The organism is Sphingopyxis sp. H115, assembly GCF_001468465.1.
Taxonomy (GTDB): domain Bacteria; phylum Pseudomonadota; class Alphaproteobacteria; order Sphingomonadales; family Sphingomonadaceae; genus Sphingopyxis.
The window spans coordinates 84816-101457 of record NZ_LNSA01000012.1 but is presented as its reverse complement, the minus strand read 5'-3'; the positions used below and the strand labels follow the sequence as shown (position 1 = coordinate 101457).

General features: G+C 60.1%; 12 protein-coding genes. 5 read left to right on the top strand and 7 right to left on the bottom strand.

What is annotated here, in order from left to right:
- Positions 1-162: 162 nt before the first annotated feature.
- Positions 163-4380, bottom strand: a complete 4218-nt coding sequence (locus ATE71_RS10565) for a strawberry notch family protein (RefSeq protein WP_058803373.1) — start codon at positions 4378-4380, stop codon at positions 163-165.
- A gap of 222 nt (positions 4381-4602) precedes the next feature.
- Here ATE71_RS10565 and ATE71_RS10560 point away from each other — a divergent pair, with 222 nt between their 5' ends.
- From ATE71_RS10560 to ATE71_RS21705, 4 genes are all read left to right on the top strand, one after another.
- Complete coding sequence (locus ATE71_RS10560; RefSeq protein WP_058803372.1) at positions 4603-5802, top strand: AAA family ATPase; 1200 nt, start codon at positions 4603-4605, stop codon at positions 5800-5802.
- A complete protein-coding gene (locus ATE71_RS10555) occupies positions 5799-6815 on the top strand; it encodes a ParB/RepB/Spo0J family partition protein (protein ID WP_058803371.1) in 1017 nt (338 codons plus the stop codon). Before ATE71_RS10560 ends, ATE71_RS10555 begins: the two co-directional genes overlap by 4 nt.
- A gap of 178 nt (positions 6816-6993) precedes the next feature.
- Entirely contained in the window at positions 6994-8247 is a 1254-nt protein-coding gene (locus ATE71_RS10550) for a replication initiator protein A (RefSeq protein WP_082660526.1), read from the top strand.
- Positions 8248-9260: 1013 nt separating this feature from the next.
- Positions 9261-9542, top strand: coding sequence for a WGR domain-containing protein (locus ATE71_RS21705; protein WP_082660524.1), 282 nt, complete (start codon positions 9261-9263; stop codon positions 9540-9542).
- Between the two features lie 5 nt (positions 9543-9547).
- On the opposite strand, the gene ATE71_RS10545 is transcribed toward ATE71_RS21705, so the two are convergent.
- On the bottom strand, positions 9548-10474 hold the full coding sequence (locus ATE71_RS10545) for a hypothetical protein (protein ID WP_058803369.1): 927 nt from the start codon (positions 10472-10474) through the stop codon (positions 9548-9550).
- 193 nt (positions 10475-10667) lie between these two features.
- Here ATE71_RS10545 and ATE71_RS10540 point away from each other — a divergent pair, with 193 nt between their 5' ends.
- Positions 10668-11678, top strand: a complete 1011-nt coding sequence (locus ATE71_RS10540) for a site-specific integrase (RefSeq protein WP_230960947.1) — start codon at positions 10668-10670, stop codon at positions 11676-11678.
- Positions 11679-12037: 359 nt separating this feature from the next.
- On the opposite strand, the gene cobU is transcribed toward ATE71_RS10540, so the two are convergent.
- From cobU to cobS, 5 genes are read right to left on the bottom strand one after another with little or no spacing between them, the layout of a single operon-like run.
- Positions 12038-12544 (bottom strand): bifunctional adenosylcobinamide kinase/adenosylcobinamide-phosphate guanylyltransferase, encoded by a 507-nt coding sequence (gene cobU / locus ATE71_RS10535; protein ID WP_039330671.1) that lies wholly within the window; start codon positions 12542-12544, stop codon positions 12038-12040.
- Entirely contained in the window at positions 12537-14000 is a 1464-nt protein-coding gene (locus tag ATE71_RS10530; RefSeq protein ID WP_039330669.1) for a cobyric acid synthase, read from the bottom strand. Before ATE71_RS10530 ends, cobU begins: the two co-directional genes overlap by 8 nt.
- Positions 13988-14941 (bottom strand): adenosylcobinamide-phosphate synthase CbiB, encoded by a 954-nt coding sequence (cbiB, locus tag ATE71_RS10525; protein ID WP_039330667.1) that lies wholly within the window; start codon positions 14939-14941, stop codon positions 13988-13990. Before cbiB ends, ATE71_RS10530 begins: the two co-directional genes overlap by 13 nt.
- A complete protein-coding gene (locus tag ATE71_RS10520; protein WP_039330665.1) occupies positions 14934-15923 on the bottom strand; it encodes a threonine-phosphate decarboxylase in 990 nt (329 codons plus the stop codon). Before ATE71_RS10520 ends, cbiB begins: the two co-directional genes overlap by 8 nt.
- Complete coding sequence (gene cobS, locus ATE71_RS10515; protein WP_039330663.1) at positions 15920-16636, bottom strand: adenosylcobinamide-GDP ribazoletransferase; 717 nt, start codon at positions 16634-16636, stop codon at positions 15920-15922. Before cobS ends, ATE71_RS10520 begins: the two co-directional genes overlap by 4 nt.
- Between the last annotated feature and the right edge of the window lie 6 nt (positions 16637-16642).

Genomic DNA, 16642 nt, shown 5'->3' with positions numbered 1-16642 from the left:
GGAAACATCTGATTCTGGCGCGAGCCGTTGCTAGCAAACGCCACCGACACTGACAGGAATGCCCCACTTCGTGGCCTTCCATGCTGCACAGATAGTGCAGACCAAGAGGAAAACCGTGGGACGTCAGGGCTCCGGCATCGATGTTCCCAGCATTGCTTTTCATCATGCTCGAAACATCGCGCCTATGACCGACAGCGCTGCCTTTGTCGGGATGAACACCCGTGTGCGAAACGCAATGATTTCCGTAAAGCAGCCGATGCTCTTGAGCCAAGGCAGCTGTTCAGGCGGGACCCCCACGATTTCATAGCGCTGCTCGCCTGCCACGCGGGAGCATTTCAAGGTCGCCTCGAAGGGCTGATTGATCGGGACTGTCCGGCCTTCGCCGAGCGACCTGATGATCATTTCCGGGCTGAGTTCAACGGTGGAGGCAATGTCGAATTTCTCGAGCAGCTTCGCCACGTCGAGTTCGTGGACCATACGGCCGAGCCAGCTTCTGCCCTCTTCGTCCACGATCCGCCGGACCTCCAGATAGTCGATAGGCAGGCTCGACCAGATCGGCAGGAGAAGTCCGGTCGCAAGGTACACGGTCTCCGTCGTTAGCCGTTCGGCAAGCTCCGCAACCTCGCTTTGCCACAGCTTCTCGAAGGTCCTGCGCGGGACTTCCTCCCATGCGGATTCGGCGAGGTCATCGAAGTGGTGGTATTCGCGGCGAAGCGGACGGTGGAGGATAACCCGCCGGATCAAATCCCCCTGTTCTGTCATGAAGTGCCGCGAAGGTTCGGCCAAGGCCGCCTTCCCGCTCTTGATATTGTGGAGCAGAATGCAGCCGTCGGCATAGTCGCGGCGCTCAAGGACACGCTCAAGCGAGATCGGCCGTGCTCTGGTCTTGAGGGCTAGCTGCAGCAAATGCGACGTGGCGCCGGTTCGCTCATCGGTCCGAAGGACTATGTCCTCGACAATATCGGCCTGTTCAACCCGCAGGGTTTCGACGCCAACATCGAGCGATCCGGCCTCGCGCGCTGCTGACACCCGCGCTTCGACCAACCCCAGAAACTCCTCGAAGATCGCATTCTGCATCCCGATCGGCAGCGCGAGGATGCGATTGAGCCAGCGCTGGATCGGCGGAAGGTCCTCTTCGAGCACGCCATCGTCGGAGACGATCTTGAGCCCACTGCGGCGCTGAAAATCGATCAGCGTAGCGCTCTTGAGCTTGCCGTCCGCCAGCAAGGCAAACCATGTCGAGAGGGCCGCCTTGGCATATTCGCTCTCGAGATTGTCGGCAGGGTCAAACAGGTTCTGCCCGCCCGTCTGGCGTTGGCCCCGAGTAAGCGCGCCGAGGCTATCGAGCCTGCGCGCAATGGTGCTGGTGAACCGCAGTTCCCCCTTGCAGTTCGTGGTCACAGGCCGGAACAGCGGCGTGTTGGCTTGATGCGTCCGGTGCGTTCGGCCCAGCCCCTGGATGGCCCGGTCGGCTCGCCATCCAGGCTCCAGCAGGAAGTGGATGCGCCGCTTCTGGCAAGTTGCATCGAGGCTGGCGTGATAGGACCGCCCGGTGCCGCCCGCATCACTGAAGACCAGGATCGGCTTCCTGCCATCCATGAACTGGTCGGTCTCGGACTGGTTCGTCCGCGGCGAGCGGGTCTCGAGCCGCTGCTGCCCGTCGCTCTGGGTTATGAGCCGCTTGCTGCGCCCGGTCACCTCGGCGACTTTCTCCGGGCCATAGTGCTCGATGATCCCGTCCAGCGCTGGCTTGATCGGCGGCATGGCGCACAGGTGCTCGATCATCTCGCCGCGGCGGGCGATCGCAGTCTGGTTGTGGACGGGACGGCCTTCCTCGTCGAACATCGGTGCAGAGCGCTGGGTGCCGGTATCATCGACGAATACCTGCATCTGTTGCGTGGGGAAGGCGCGTTCGAGGTACTCGATCACAGCGTCGAGCGGGCTGAGGTCGAGGTCGAGCTCCGCGCGCTCTTCTGGCGAAAGGCTGTCGAGACGGCGATCGAGGATGCTTTCGGCAGTCGAGACCAGCTGAACCACCACCACCTCGTCCCGGTCCAGATGATGATTGATGGCAGCGATCAGCGTTGGCAGCTTCATCGACAGCAGCAGCTGGTTGAAGAACCGCTGCTTGGTGCTTTCAAACCGGCTGCGTGCCGCAGCTTTTGCGCCGCTGTTGAGCGTTGCGCCGCCGATTTCATCGACCACGCCGGTGAGCTCCAGCGCTTCCTCCATGTTCTGATGGATGATCGCCCAGGCATCCGCATAAGTATCATAGACCGCGATCTGCTCGGCGGTCAGATCATGCTTCAGGATGTCGTATTCGACCCCTGCAAAGCTGAGCGCGCGCGCCTGATAGAGCCCGAGTGCCTTGAGGTCGCGCGACACGAGTTCCATCGCTGCGATGCCCCCTGCCCTGATCTGGCTGATGAAATCTTCGCGGTTGGCAAACGCAGTGCCCGGTCCCCACAGACCGAGCCGCACGGCATAGGCAAGGTTGTTGACCTCCGAGGCCCCGGTTGCAGAGGCGTAGATAACCCGGGCATTGGGCAAATTGTTTTGCAGCAGTACGCCGGCGATGCCCTGCAAGGATCCGCTTTTCGTGCCCCGGGCGCCCTCGCCTCCCGCAACCCCGCCCATCTCGTGGCTCTCGTCGAAGGCGATGACACCGTCGAAATCCTCGCCCGCCCAGTCCAGTAGTTGCTTGAGGCGCGTGGCATCCTGACGCTGGCTCCGAAGGGTCGGGTAAGTGACGAACAGGATTCCTTCGCGAAACGGAACCGCCTGATCGATCTTCCAGTTCGAAAGCGGCTGAATGTCGGCAGCAAGGCCGCCGATGGCACTCCAGTCGCGGCGCGCGTCTTCGAGCAGACTCTCGTTCTTCGATACCCAGATGGCCTTCCGGCGTCCGGCAAGCCATCCATCAAGGATGCAGGCGGCGATCTGCCTGCCCTTCCCTGCCCCCGTGCCATCGCCGAGGAAATAGCCTTTGCGATAGGCCCGTCCTTGCTCGTCGAGTTGGAGGCCTACGCCCTCTTCAGCCGGAACGAACTGGCCAGGCAGATACTGCTGCCACGCGTTCCCAGCATAGATGACAGTTTCGATCTGGGCCTCGGATAGCAGGCTTTCCTGCAAAACCCGATCCTGCAGCGCCGGGACATAATCCGGGATCGGTGCCGGGATCGAACCCATGGCCACGCTTTCGACGAGCGGCGTCGGATGCTCGCGTGCACCAACAATGTCGATCCGGCTTGGCCGGTATGGGATGTAGACCCCGCTTTGCTCACCGAGAACGCGCGGCTTGTCCAGGGTACTGAACGCCAGTGCTTCGATCTTGGGCGCTTGGGCTGCCCTCGCTTTGACGGGCTTTGTGATCGGCGTTGCCCGCATGGCTTTGAAGAGCGCGCCCGGCTTTGTTTTCGGCGGCACCGCGCGCGGTTCGCAGTCGGGCTGGGCTGTCACGCGTTTGATGATTGGAACCGCAGACGCCACGTCTGCAACCGTTTCCCGCGCCAAAACTGCTGGTCTGGTTTGCCCCGGGATCTTGTCGATCACGTACAAGCGCACAGCCACGCTAGTGCCCTGCTTGTGATAGCATTTATCGAGGCGGATTGATGTGCGGACCGTGCAAGAGGCGAAGGTGTCGTCGTAGATTTTCGCAAGCTTCGCGCTCGTCGTGAACCAGTCCGGCATGATCGCGACGATCCGCCCCCCCTGCCCTATCCGCGTTATGGCAGCGCGCAGGTGACGCACAGCCGCGAACTCGTCTGCTCCTCGTCCCATTGAGCGGGAAAACGGCGGGTTCATCAGGATCAGGCTGGGCTGCACAGCAGCGTCGAGATGCGATGCCAGCATGGCTCCATCGATCCCCGTGGTGGTGGCCTGGGGGAACAGCAGAGCCAGCTTCTCCCGCCTGCGCGGATCGATCTCATTGAGATGCAATGCGCGGACATCGGGCAAAGTTGCCACCAGAGCGCCATGTCCGGCGCTCGGCTCAAGAACGATATCGGTTGCAAGCGGCTGCGCCAAAATCACGGATAGCGCTGCGAGGTCAGCGGGCGTCGAGAATTGCTGGTACCTGAGCTGGTTTTCACTTCTGACCGTATGTGTCGGCAGCGCCTCGATAAGCGCGCTGATCTCCGAAATTTGGGTCAGCATCTGAGGTTTGCTCAGGAGTCCGGCCATGTGGCGCGTCAATGCCGCCTCGAGCAGGTCAAAGGCGTCCCTCTGGCTCCAGGCGCCGTTTGCGGAGCCCTCCCCGTAGAGCTGGCTCATCGTCTCAAACAGGCGTTGTTTGTTCGCCATTCCGGTGGCGATGGCGTTCTGGATTTCGGTGATTGCTGCGTCCAGCTTCTGGCTGGATTGTTCAAATAGGTCGGTCACGGTCTGCTCCTGATGCTGAACCGCATCAGGTCATCCCCCTTCCCTCTCGCCTCGGGTTTATGAGCCCGTGATCACTACGGGCTATGCGACAAGGGGTGCCCGGCAGCGACGAGGATTCGGGACCGGCACCATCCCGAAGATATCGGTTTGACTTCTACCGCCGAAAATGATCATAAAACACGAACTGGGTCGCAGAACTGCGATTCATCGAAAGGCAGACGCATGTCCTACACCGTGAACACACTGCGAAATATGACCAGATCCTGCGAAATGATGCGCGATCGGGTCAAAGCTGTGGTGTTCAAACCTGATGAACGCAAGGTCCTGGATATCACGTTTGGGCCTACGGCGGCAGCGGAATTGGTCGGAAGAACGCCTGAAGCGCTTGCCAAGGCAGAGAAGGAGGGACGTCTCGCGCCTCCGAAGCAGCTTAACAATGGCCGTCGCTATTACACGCTCGAAGACCTTACTCATATTCGCAAGGCGCTGAACATTCATCCGGGCAAGCTAGCCCATGAGAATGCGGTCGTAGTAGCCGTGCAGAATTTCAAGGGCGGCGTCGGCAAGAGTACGATTACCAAGCATTTCGCCGATTTTCTCGCACTGAACGGATATAGCGTTCTCGTGATCGACTGCGATCCGCAGGCGTCAACGACAACTATGTTCGACATCCAGCCCGAAGCACTTATCGATGAAGAGGAGACTTTAGGAAACTTCCTGTCGCCTCGCAGTACATTCGATGATTTCAGGAAGGCAATCCGAGAAACCGCTTGGCCTACAATCAAAATAGTGCCGTCAAGCCTTGGCCTGCAGGATGCAGAGTGGGACCTCACGGCAACGTTGACGGAGGGCGGACAAGCAGTGCGCGAGGGACTTCAGCGTCTCCGAATTGGCATCGACAGTATCATCAAGGACTTCGACGTCGTCTTGCTCGATCCTCCGCCGGCCATGGGGTTCCTGGGCCTCAATGTGATGGCCGCCGCAACAGGTATGCTCATCCCGGTTCCGGCAAGGCAGCTCGACTATCTTTCAACCATCCATTTCATGGACACCATCGCCGAGAATATCGAGATCCTCGAGGATCACGGAACGCCTGTTGATTATGGGTTCATTCGCGTCGTCTGCTCGGCCTACACCCCCAGCAAGCCAGGTGAAGCCGACATGTGGAAGATGATGAAGGCCACATATGCCAATTTCCTGCTGAATCAGCCAATTCTGGCTTCTGAGGAAATCAAGAATGCCACTCAAGCATTCCGGTCGATCTATGAAAGCAAGCCTTCAGCTGCGCACGCAACCTACCAGCGTTGCCGGGACAATCTCAACGCAGTCTTCGGAGAAGTTCTGAACGAAATACACGAGCAGTGGCCGTCGAAGAGCATTTCGAGACGGTCATCTGACACGGCAGGGAGTGTTGCAGCGTGAGCCGTCGTTCATTGATTGGCGAGGCCCTCGCCTCCCCTGCCCCTGACCAGCCTTCCGTCTCTGAAGCCAAGGACGCTGCAGGGGCAACTGCATCGCGCAATTTCACAACACGTCGGCTTGAAGGCTTCACGGAAGCAGCGCGGATGGTCAAGCGCCCGACCATCCGGCTCAAACCTGCAGAATGTTCGATCTGGCCGGGAAACGCCCGTGATTACGAACAGCTCACCGAACCCCGTTTGCGATCTCTGATTGAGTCGATCCAAGCAGAAAACGGGAACCGCATCCCAGTAGTCGTGCGTCGTAAGCAGCAAGGTGAGCTGCAGTACGAACTGATCATTGGCACAAGGCGTCACTGGGCTGTCGCGTGGCTCAACGCCAATCACTACCCGGATATCGAGCTCGTAGCGATTATCGAAGATCTCGATGACGAAGCTGCGTTCCGCCTTGCTGATATCGAGAACCGCGAGAGGGAAGATATCTCAGACTTAGAACGCGGTTTGAACTACAAGGCAGCAGTCGACACCTATTACGATGGCCTTCAGGCACGGCTTGCTGAACGCGTGAAGATCTCGAAATCTACGCTCGCCCGGTACATCGGCCTGACAGAGATCCCGCAAACAATCGTAAGCGCATTTGCCTCGCCAATGGAACTTCAGGTCCGGTACGGTGACAAGCTTCTTCCAGCCATACGCAACCCATCGCTGCGCCCCAGGATGGAGGAAGCAGCAAAGCAAATCGCTGCGGAACAAAGTTTCCGGCAATCCGGAGACGAAGAGCCAATTTCTGGCCCTCAGGTTGTTGTCCGTCTGCTCAAGGCAGTTTCGGGCAGGCCTGGCCGTGCCCAGAAAGCCGTAATCGAAGCCGCAGGATCGTCCATTGGTGTCATCGAAAAGGATCGTGCACGAGGGCTCACGATAACGATCAACCCCACTGATTTGAGCGCTGACGAAATCCTTGATGCATTGCGCCCTCTGATTGAGAAGGCGAAGATTCTGAAAAGGCCTGCCCCATGAAGGAGGGTTTTGGACCCACCTATGGCCATGCCTTTACCACTCTGAAAATGTGGCTTTTATCGTTTTATTTCATATGTTTAGCTCACTTGTCCCACATGTGGGACAGCGGCAGATTTACTAGGCGAAGAACGTGAGCGAGAAAGATCAGTCCTCCTCCGGTCGCCGGGTGCAGTTCGAGATGTTCTTCACGCTGCCTGATTTCAGCGATATCTCGCTGCGGGACTATCAGGAGACCATGCAGCGCCCTTTCTTCAGCCTTTCGAAGAAGAAGCGCCTGAAACCCATTGAGTACCTCAGTCCGGACAAGTCGGTCACCGTGCATGTATCAGCCAACCCAGCCTATGGGATGGCGACCATCTGGGATGCAGATATCATGATCTATCTGGCGTCCCACCTCAACGAATTGCGCGAGCGGGGTGACAATGACCTGTCGCCGACCATTCGTGTTCAACCTGGCGATCTTCTCAAGCGAATCTGCTGGGGTGTAAGCGGGCGCGCCTATGAGCGACTGATCGCAGCGCTTGATCGCCTTCAGGCCACGACGATCAAGACGAACATCCGAGCGAACTCCAAATCCCGCGAGACCACATTTTCGTGGATCGATAGCTATACTCATCTCGTTGATGAGCGAACCCAGCGTTCGCTTGGGATGGAAATCACGCTTTCTAAGTGGTTCTTCGACGGGGTCATGGACAAGCGAAATGTCCTTGCGATTTCGCCTCTGTATTTCGAGATAACGAGCGGACTTGGGAAATGGCTCTACCGCGCAGCTCGCAAGCACGCTGGTGGCAATGGGCCAGAAGGTTTCACGATTGGCTTCGAAACTCTTCATCAGAAAAGCGGCAGCGAAAGCTCCCTACCCTCGTTCAAGAACAAGATTCTTGAATTGGCGCGAGCTAACAACCTGCCGGATATCAGTCTGGAGGTCATTGGAGCAGAGACGCCGCGTCCAAAGCTAAAGATGGTGATGCGTCGCCATCTCGAAAAACCTTCTGGAAAAACCGAACATAGTGGCTCTGTCGCCACGGAGAGCAGACCCCAGCGCATTCAGCGCGCAACCCCCGAAAAGGCAGCCAAGGTCAGCCCTCCGCAGGAATTCGTTGATCCTGCCCTCGTGCGCAAGCTCCTTGCAACAACAAGCGCGAGCTTGCGCCCCGAACAGCAAGCCGATGCATCAGCGGCATTGGACAGCAATGCGAGCCAATCTCAGTCACGACGAAGGGGAGGGGGCGCTCAGGACACTCTTGACCCCGAAATCTATCAGGCCATCCGTGCTGAATGTCCTGGTTGGGATCTCGATGTGCTGATGCGGCAATTCGATTCCTTTTTGAACAGCAATCCGCATGAGTTGCCAAGGAACTACTCGAAACGGTTCTACGGCTTCATGAAGAAGCACCACGAGCGCAACAAGCATACGCTTCCGGGCTTTTGAAGATCGCGACCTTCTGCAGGACTTGGTAGCGGCGCCCGGCGCGCTGGTAGAGCTGCCGCTCGGCTTCAGGCCTGATTACGCTCTGCCGCAGGCATAGCGATCTATCGTAAGAATAAGAACAGTCTCATCATGCACGGCAGCTAGCGAACGTGTTTTCGGGAATCACTTCGCTTAGCCCGCCCGATCAGAGGACCGCGTCTACGTTCGGCGCCAGGTAAATAAATCGCTGACTAGGCCCAAGAGTACCGGCATAGACCCTACAGCCGTGCTTCTGCCGTCCATCTTTGACTGAAATCAGCGATCTACTGTGCAGCGCTCAAGCCAGCTGGCAGATCGCCTGAGGCTCCACTTCAGTCACTGCGATCCAGAAACCCGACAGGTCGGCCTTCAATCTGGACGATGGAAAATGCCTCCAAAAACCATTCCTGAAAACACGTTCGACCGGAAATACCACATTTCCGAAAACACGTTCGTTTCAGCCTAGGAGCAAATGGGGGATCAGAAAGTTTGGGATCGGCGCATCATATGTGAATCGGAACGCTAACTGATCCTCTGGCCTCACGCTCACAGCCGCGCTTTCAAAGTTATCAACAGGGCGGGGAGGTGGCGAACGTGTGATCGGGCATCAGATGACGTGTTATTAGAATCTGGCGGTCGTGCTATCAGAAACCGAACATCGTGTTTTCAGATTCGGCATAGCCGCCCCGACTCGCGAGAAATCAGGAGTTTGCAGGCTGATCACGAGCAGGTAACCTCTTAACCTTAGAATCTAAATCCCCTAACGTTCACGCCTGCGGCGGATTTGTTATTGATTTGATTCAAGATTAAGGAAGGCCGACATATCCCTTCGACGATGACCGCTTTGCGTGCGATGCGTACATTCCACCAGAATGGCAACTCGGCAGATTAGCGCTGGTCACAGCCTTAAGATCGATTCCGTGAATCACGACAGGGACCTGTGATTCAAACTTCCGATTGGCCTAACTTCACGTGGCTATCGCATAGTCCTCCGCATGTTAGAGGTTGGACAAAGGGAATGTCAGATCTGGCTCGAAGCCAAAGATCCCGATCTCAATGTTGCAAGGCGGTACGTCATATCTCGAAGCCAGGACCTGTTCGGTGTCACGATTGTTGAATTCTCGTGGGGGCGGATTGGAACGCGTGGACAGCGACGCATCTTATCCTTCGCCGACGCAGGCAGGGCGACAAAGTTCGTAGAACAGTTGCTGCGTCGCAGAGCGACCTCACATCATCGAATTGGCGTTTGCTACCGGGAAGTATTCCGGGGTCCATGATACGTTCACGTGTCCGTTGGGACGATTGCTCCATCGGAAGTTCGAAGGCTGACCATGCTGGCAGTCACCATAGCCGCAACTGATTGTGAAGCGGTTCGCTTGGTCACCCCAAGGCCTCTGGCAAGCTCCGCACGGGTGAGAGGTCCGATGCCGGCTACCAGACGCCAAGCCAGGGGAGCCGTCGAGGAGGCGTACAGGCCTGAAAGTGCTCCCTCAGCCTGCAGGTGAGCCCTTTGCATGGCACGGAGGTCTGCGGCTGCACTCTCAGCGGTAGCCTGAAGCGCACGGCCTAATAGGACGGGCAGGGGTTCCTCGTGAAGTTCACGGAACAGAGCCCGCGGCATGACCCCAGCAAGCGCCATTGGCGCCGAGCCCAGCCCAAACAAGTGTGGCCGCATGGCAGCAGCGAGCGATGCCGCCCAGGCCGCCCCACGCGGTGCCATACGTGTTACCGCGAACCCTCCGACCTGGACCATCTCGCTGCCGCCTTCGAGAAAGTCGATTTCTTCCGTTCTCAGTTCCGTCAGCCATTCAAGCAAGGTGCTCATCGGGTCACGGCTTGGTAGCAGCGCGTCAAGCCGCTCCAGCGCGCGATCGGCGGGCCAATAGGTCTCGGTGAACCCTTCAGAGTGGTTCTTGGCGGCCATGACCAGCTTGGCAGCATGGGCGAGGGGAGGGTGTCCTCGCCGGCTAATCCACGACAAGAACTGACGGCGTTCCTCGGAATACCACGAGCGCATCAGCTCGCTCGCTTCGAGCCCCGGATTGTGTTCAATTCCAAGATTATCAAACGGATAATCGCGCACATGCACGCGCCAGAGGCGCCGAAGTGAGGCCAGCGCAAGGCATTCGGACAACTCGGGTGAGATGAAGGGGAGGGCGCCTTCGATGCGGGCAAGCGTCAGTTGCCAAGGTGCTGGGGCGGATACCATCGGCCAGATAGTATATAAATGGCATAAAAAGTATACCCAGCTTGTACGGTGGGTTTGCTGTCCGATAAGAGCCCTTCACGGACAACACGACAATCTATATAGAGTGCCTCAAATCCGCTGCGACGCCGCCGCTCTCCCAAGGGCAGAACGCCGAAGAAACCAGCGGCGCGATCGAGCATGAAGGAGAGGCGCTTTGGCTGACGGCACCGGGCTGATCGTTGAGGTGCCGATCGATGAGGGCCTCGTCTCGCTCGGACAGGCAATCCCTCCGCAGCTCGCCGCCGAAATCGAGGCCGCCCGTTCCTACAGGGCGCGATCCAAGGCCGCGAACACCGTCCGCGCCTATGACAGCGACTGGCGGCAGTTCGAAGAATGGTGCTGGACGCGCGACCTTGAGCCCATGCCCGCGATGCCCGAGGTGGTTGCAACCTGGCTGGCGTCACTGGCTCAAGCGGGGAGGGCGGACAGTACGATCGGGCGGCACCTTGCTGCCATTGCCTGGCACCACAGGCAGGCGGGGCACGTGGCGCCGCAGCACCGTGATCCCCGCGATGTCATCGCCGATACGCTCGCCGGCATTCGGCGCGAGCAGCGCGCACGGCCGACACGCAAGAAGAGCGCCATTCTGGCGGCCGATCTGGCGCGGATGATTGCGGCTGCAGAAGGATCGAGCCCGAGGGCAATCCGTGACCGTGCGGTCATGGCGCTGGGCCTTGCAGCAGCACTTCGGCGCTCGGAGCTGGTCGCTCTGCAGCTCGCCGATCTCGAGCTCGTGCGCGAAGGGCTCAAGCTGACGATCCGGCACTCGAAGACCGACCAGGAGGGGGAGGGGCAGGTCATCGCAGTTCCGTCGGGCAAGGTGCTCAAGCCCGGTCCCCGCCTCAACGAATGGCTGAGCGTCAGGGGAGGGGAGGCGGGGCCCCTTTTCTATCGAACCGATGCTCAGGGCTTGATGACGAAGGAGCCCATGTCAGATCGCTCGGTTGCTCGCCTGATCCAGCGCTACGCCGAGAAGGTCGGTCTCGATCCGGCTGCGGTCGGGGCGCACTCGCTTCGATCGGGATTCCTGACCGAAGCTGCGAAGGCTGGTGCTTCACTGCCAAAAATGCAGGAGGTCTCGCGACAGAAAAAGGTGGAGGTGCTGCTTGGCTATGTCCGAGATGCGGCTTTGTTTGAGAACCACGCTGGCAAGAGCTTTCTCTAGCCTAGGTTCAGGCTGAAACGCGGTGCCCCAAGGACCAAGGGAGCCACCGCGACACTTACCGCGCGCACATACACCGTGACGGTGGTCTGAAATGTAACCGATTTTGAGCAGAGTCCGACGCCAAGTTGCACTGCTACCCAACTTTGAACCGCTTGGGTCTAGAGTTTTCCGCCACCAGATAGGCACTCTCGTCGCGGAAAAAGATGTCCCGACAAGCCGCATCAACGTTATGAACGCCTTCCAAACCGGGCAGCCAACCATCGCCATGGGCAGCGCCATGATCCAGCTTCTGGCGGTCTTTCTGGCCGGCTCTCGCGCAATTTGAATTCCAAATATGCCATTAATACAATGGGACATTTTCATTTGAACTGCAAATTCAAGCCAGCGCACAGCAACTGCACCTCGTTCGCGCAAGCCGCGACACGTTGATGAAGAAACCCGGCCTCATCCCGAAACCGGCGCGCCAACTGGTTTTCCGGGACGATGCCCAATCCGACCTCATTGCTGACGAGTATGAGGGTCCCTTGCGCAACCGTGATGGTCTCAATGAGTGTGCGGACTGCCGCCGGGATATCGTGATCGCCGATCAGGAGATTGGTCACCCATAGCGTGAGGCAGTCCACCAGCAAGACCCGGTCGGGTGAGGCATGCAACTCGATCGCTTCCGCAAGTTTAAGGGGGGCCTCGACCGTTTCCCATTCCACGCCGCGATCCGCCTGGTGCCGAACGATACGGTTGCGCATTTCCTCGTCGAAAGCTTGAGCCGTAGCGATGAAGACTGGCGACAGGCCGGTCGCCTCGGCTCTGGCCTGTGCATAGCGGCTCTTGCCCGAGCGCGCTCCGCCAATCACGAACAGGCTACGCATCGTCTTTCCCCATTGCGAGTTTCAACAAACCATCCACATCGAGATGATGTTCAAGCTCAGCCGCGATCGCATTGAGCGCGTCATCCACCTTCGCATCATGGTCGATCCCGTCCGACTGCGCGCCGAGCATGCCGAGCAGAGCTGAACGCAGCGCCGTGCTGGCAAATGCTCCGTGGACGTAAGTGCCCGTGACTTGCCTGTCTGCACTGGTTGCGCCGTCGGGCCGCCCTTCGCCGAGCAGCGCAAAGGGGTGACGGCAATCGGGACCGCTGGTCACGCCCATGTGCATTTCAAAGCCGGTGAAGGCTTGATCGAGCGCAGTGCCTGCAACCTGGCGCAGCGCCTTATCTCCGGTCAGGACCGTTTCGACATCCAGCAGACCCAGACCGGGGATATCTTCAGGTGGTCCCTCGATCCCTTCCGGATCGGCGATGCGGCGGCCGAGCATCTGATAGCCGCCGCAGATGCCCAGGACCTTTCCACCGCGCCGATGATGCGCAAGGATATCAATGTCCCAGCCTTGTTCGCGCATCGCCTTCATATCAGCGATCGTGGCTTTTGATCCGGGCAGGACGATCAGCGCACAATCACCGGGGATGGGCTGGCCTGGCGGTACCATGACCAGTTCGACCGAGCTTTCCGCTTTGATCGGATCGAGATCGTCAAAATTGGCGATCCGGGGGATGATCGGGCAGGCGATTTTCAGGCGACCGGCGGTTTCGCGTGCGGTTCGTTCAAGCACGACCGCATCTTCGCTTGGCAAATGGGCAGTGGCGCGCAGCCAGGGCACCACGCCATAGCCTCGCCAGCCCGAAAGCGCCTCGATCTGCCGATAACCGTCGGCAAAGAGCGCCGGATCGCCGCGAAACTTGTTGATGAGAAAACCCCGGATCATCGCCGCGTCGTCCGGGTCCAATACCGCCCTCGTGCCAACGAGCGCAGCAATGACGCCGCCGCGATCGATATCGCCGACCAGCACGACTGGCACACCGGCAGCACGGGCAAAGCCCATGTTGGCGATGTCGCCTGCCCGCAGGTTGATCTCCGCCGGCGAGCCGGCGCCTTCAACCACGACGACATCGCACTGCGCCTGCAGCCGGTGCCAGCTTTCCATGACCTCGGGCAGCAGTTCGCCACGCTTGTGCCGGAAATTGCCACCGCCCAGCGTGCCGCGGACCTTGCCGTGAACGACCAATTGCGATGTGTGGTCGGCCTGAGGCTTGAGCAGTACCGGGTTCATGTCGGTGTGCGGTTCGACCCGGCATGCTAGAGCCTGCAAAGCCTGGGCGCGGCCGATCTCGCCGCCATCGACGGTAACCGCAGCATTGTTCGACATGTTCTGGGGCTTGAACGGGCGAACGCTCAGCCCGCGATTGGCAAGGGCGCGGCACAGCCCGGCAACCAGCACCGATTTCCCGACATCGGAACCCGTGCCCTGCAACATCAGAGCGCCCATACGATATCCTTCCAGGTGAGAGCGGCCACGATGGCCCAGAGCAACAGGCAGGCGCGGACATAAATGCGCAAAGCGCGCCTGACGTCAGCAGCGCCAGCATCGCGCCGCCCGCTGCCGATCCAGTCCTTGGCATGGGTCACACCATCGTAGGACACTGGTCCCGCGAGCGCGAGATCTAGCGCGCCCGCCATGGCCGCCTCGGTCCAGCCTGCATTGGGTGAGGCGTGGCGGCGGTGATCGCGCCACAGCGTGGCCCACCCTCCGCCGCCGGCAAGACATACCACGACGCCGCCAAGCCGAGCCGGCAGCAGGTTCATCACATCGTCCGTGCGCGCCGCAGCCCACCCAAAGGCGCGCCAGCGCGCTTCCTTATGGCCGATCAGGCTGTCTGCCGTATTGATCGCCTTGTAGGCCCAGACGCCGGGCAGGCCGCCGATAACCAGCCAGAACAGCGGCGCGGCGATGCCGTCGCAAAAGCTTTCGGCCAGACTTTCGATTGCAGCTCGTGCCACACCCGCGCGATCAAGGGTGTCGGTATCACGCCCGACGATCATGGAGACGGCATGGCGCGCACTTTCGAGATCATTCTGCTCCAGTGCGACTGCGATGGGAAGAACATGATCGTAGAGGCTGCGTTGGGCCAGAGCGGGCCAGGCCAGTGCTGCGGCACCAAGCCACCAGCATGAGCCCAGCAGGTGCCGGGCGAGCGCGGTAAGGCCAAGTCCAGCCCCGATTGTCAGCACCAGCAGTATCAGAACGGTCATGACGCCGAGCGTCTTGCGTATGCCGTCTGAGTGAGTTGGCCGGTTCCATGCGCCTTCGCAGGCATTGATGATCCGGGCAAACAGGCCGACCGGATGTCCGACACGGCGATACAGCGCGCCAGGCCAGCCAATGGCAGCATCCAGCACCAGGGCCATGAGCGCGAACGGTTCAGCCATGGTCTTCGAGCACGGCACAGAGACGCTCCATCGCCTCGTCGTTGGCGGGCAGGCCAAAGCGTAACCAATCCGGTTTATCGGCGAAGGGGCGGCTGAGGATCGCAGCCCGGGCAAGACGTTCAAACAGGTGTGACGCGTCCGGCGTCGTTATCAGCCGGAAGAGTGGGCATGCGCCGCTTGCCAACAAACCGAACGAGGCCAAGCGCTGATCGAAGCTGGTGGCCTCGGCGATGAGGCGCTCCCGCATCGCGTCCTGCCAGGCGATATCCTGATAGGCGCGGGTGCCGATGGCGATCGCAGCCGCCGAGACCGGCCAGGCACCTAGCTGCTTACGCAGACTCGCCAGGATCGGACGAGGGCCCAGCACAAAACCGAGCCGCAATCCGGCGAGGCCAAAGAATTTCCCGAAGGACCGAAAGATCAGGAGTCTGTGCCGATCATCAACTTGGTCGGCGAAACTGTGGTCGGGGTGGCAGTCTGCAAAGGCTTCGTCGATTACCAGCCACCCTTTCCGACCACGCCGCACCAGAAGATCGCTCAAGGCTTCCCGAGAAAGCAGGACGCCATCCGGGTTGTTGGGGTTGGCAAGGATCAGGCTTGATCCATCGGCCAGCGCCAGATTGCCAAGCGTTACGGGATGGCTGGAGGCCGCCATCTCGCCGTGGGTGCGATAGGATGGAACGGCGTGGCAGACGTCATCGCCCAGCACCCTGCCGGCGAGGCGAAGGCCAACTTCGGTGCCTGGCACCGCGCAGACATGATCGGCATGACACCCGAAGCTGGCGGCGGCCGCTTGCTCCAGCGCGCGCAGGGCCATTTCGTCTGGCAGGGCACGCCAATCGATCTCCACCGCCCCTGCACCGTGCCAGACATGCGGATTGATCCCGGTGGAAAAATCGATCCAACCACGCGCATCGTCGCCGAAATGCGCGCGGGCCGCAGAGAGGCCGCCGCCGTGCCATGTCCAGCGATCGCGGGTCATGCGGCCGCCATCACGACAAGCGCCAGCAGCAGCGCCGCCTCGATCAGTTCAATTCCGGCGCCGTGTCCATCGCCCGAGATGCCGCCAATAGCGCGCTTGATCCACAGGCCCCATAGTGCCGCAGCAGGAACCGCAATGAGCAATGCAGGAAACGCCACCGTGGTGGCGAGAAGTACTGCGGCCCACAGCGCCAGATCGATCGGCCTGATCGCGCCCCGAAAGCGCGCACCAAGGCCATCGTGCAACGGCGATAGCAACAAGGTCCATGCCAGCGGCGCGATGCGCGCGGCGACCGGCACCCAGATCAGTGCCAGAAACTGGCTGTGCTCGATCATGCCATGCAGCAGCACGAGCTTGGTCAGCAGTTGCATGGTGATGGCCGTTACGCCGAAGCTGCCGACATGCGGATCTGCCAGGACGGCCAGGAGCCGCTCGCGGTCCTTGTGGGCCGCGCCGCTGGCATCGGCCATATCTCCCAGACCGTCCAGGTGAAGGGCTCCGGTGACGAGAACCCAGGCGATCAAGGCGGCAAGGGCTCCGGTCCAGGGATCGGTCCTTGCTCCAACCCAGGCGGCCCCGGCAACGATAAGGCCAATCACCAGCCCAGCAGCTGGAAACCAGCGCATGGACTGGGCGAATTCCTCGGCAGAAACCGTGAGCCGGGGTGTCGGCAAACGGGTGAGGAACTGGAGTGCGATGAGGAAGCCTTTCATGCGATC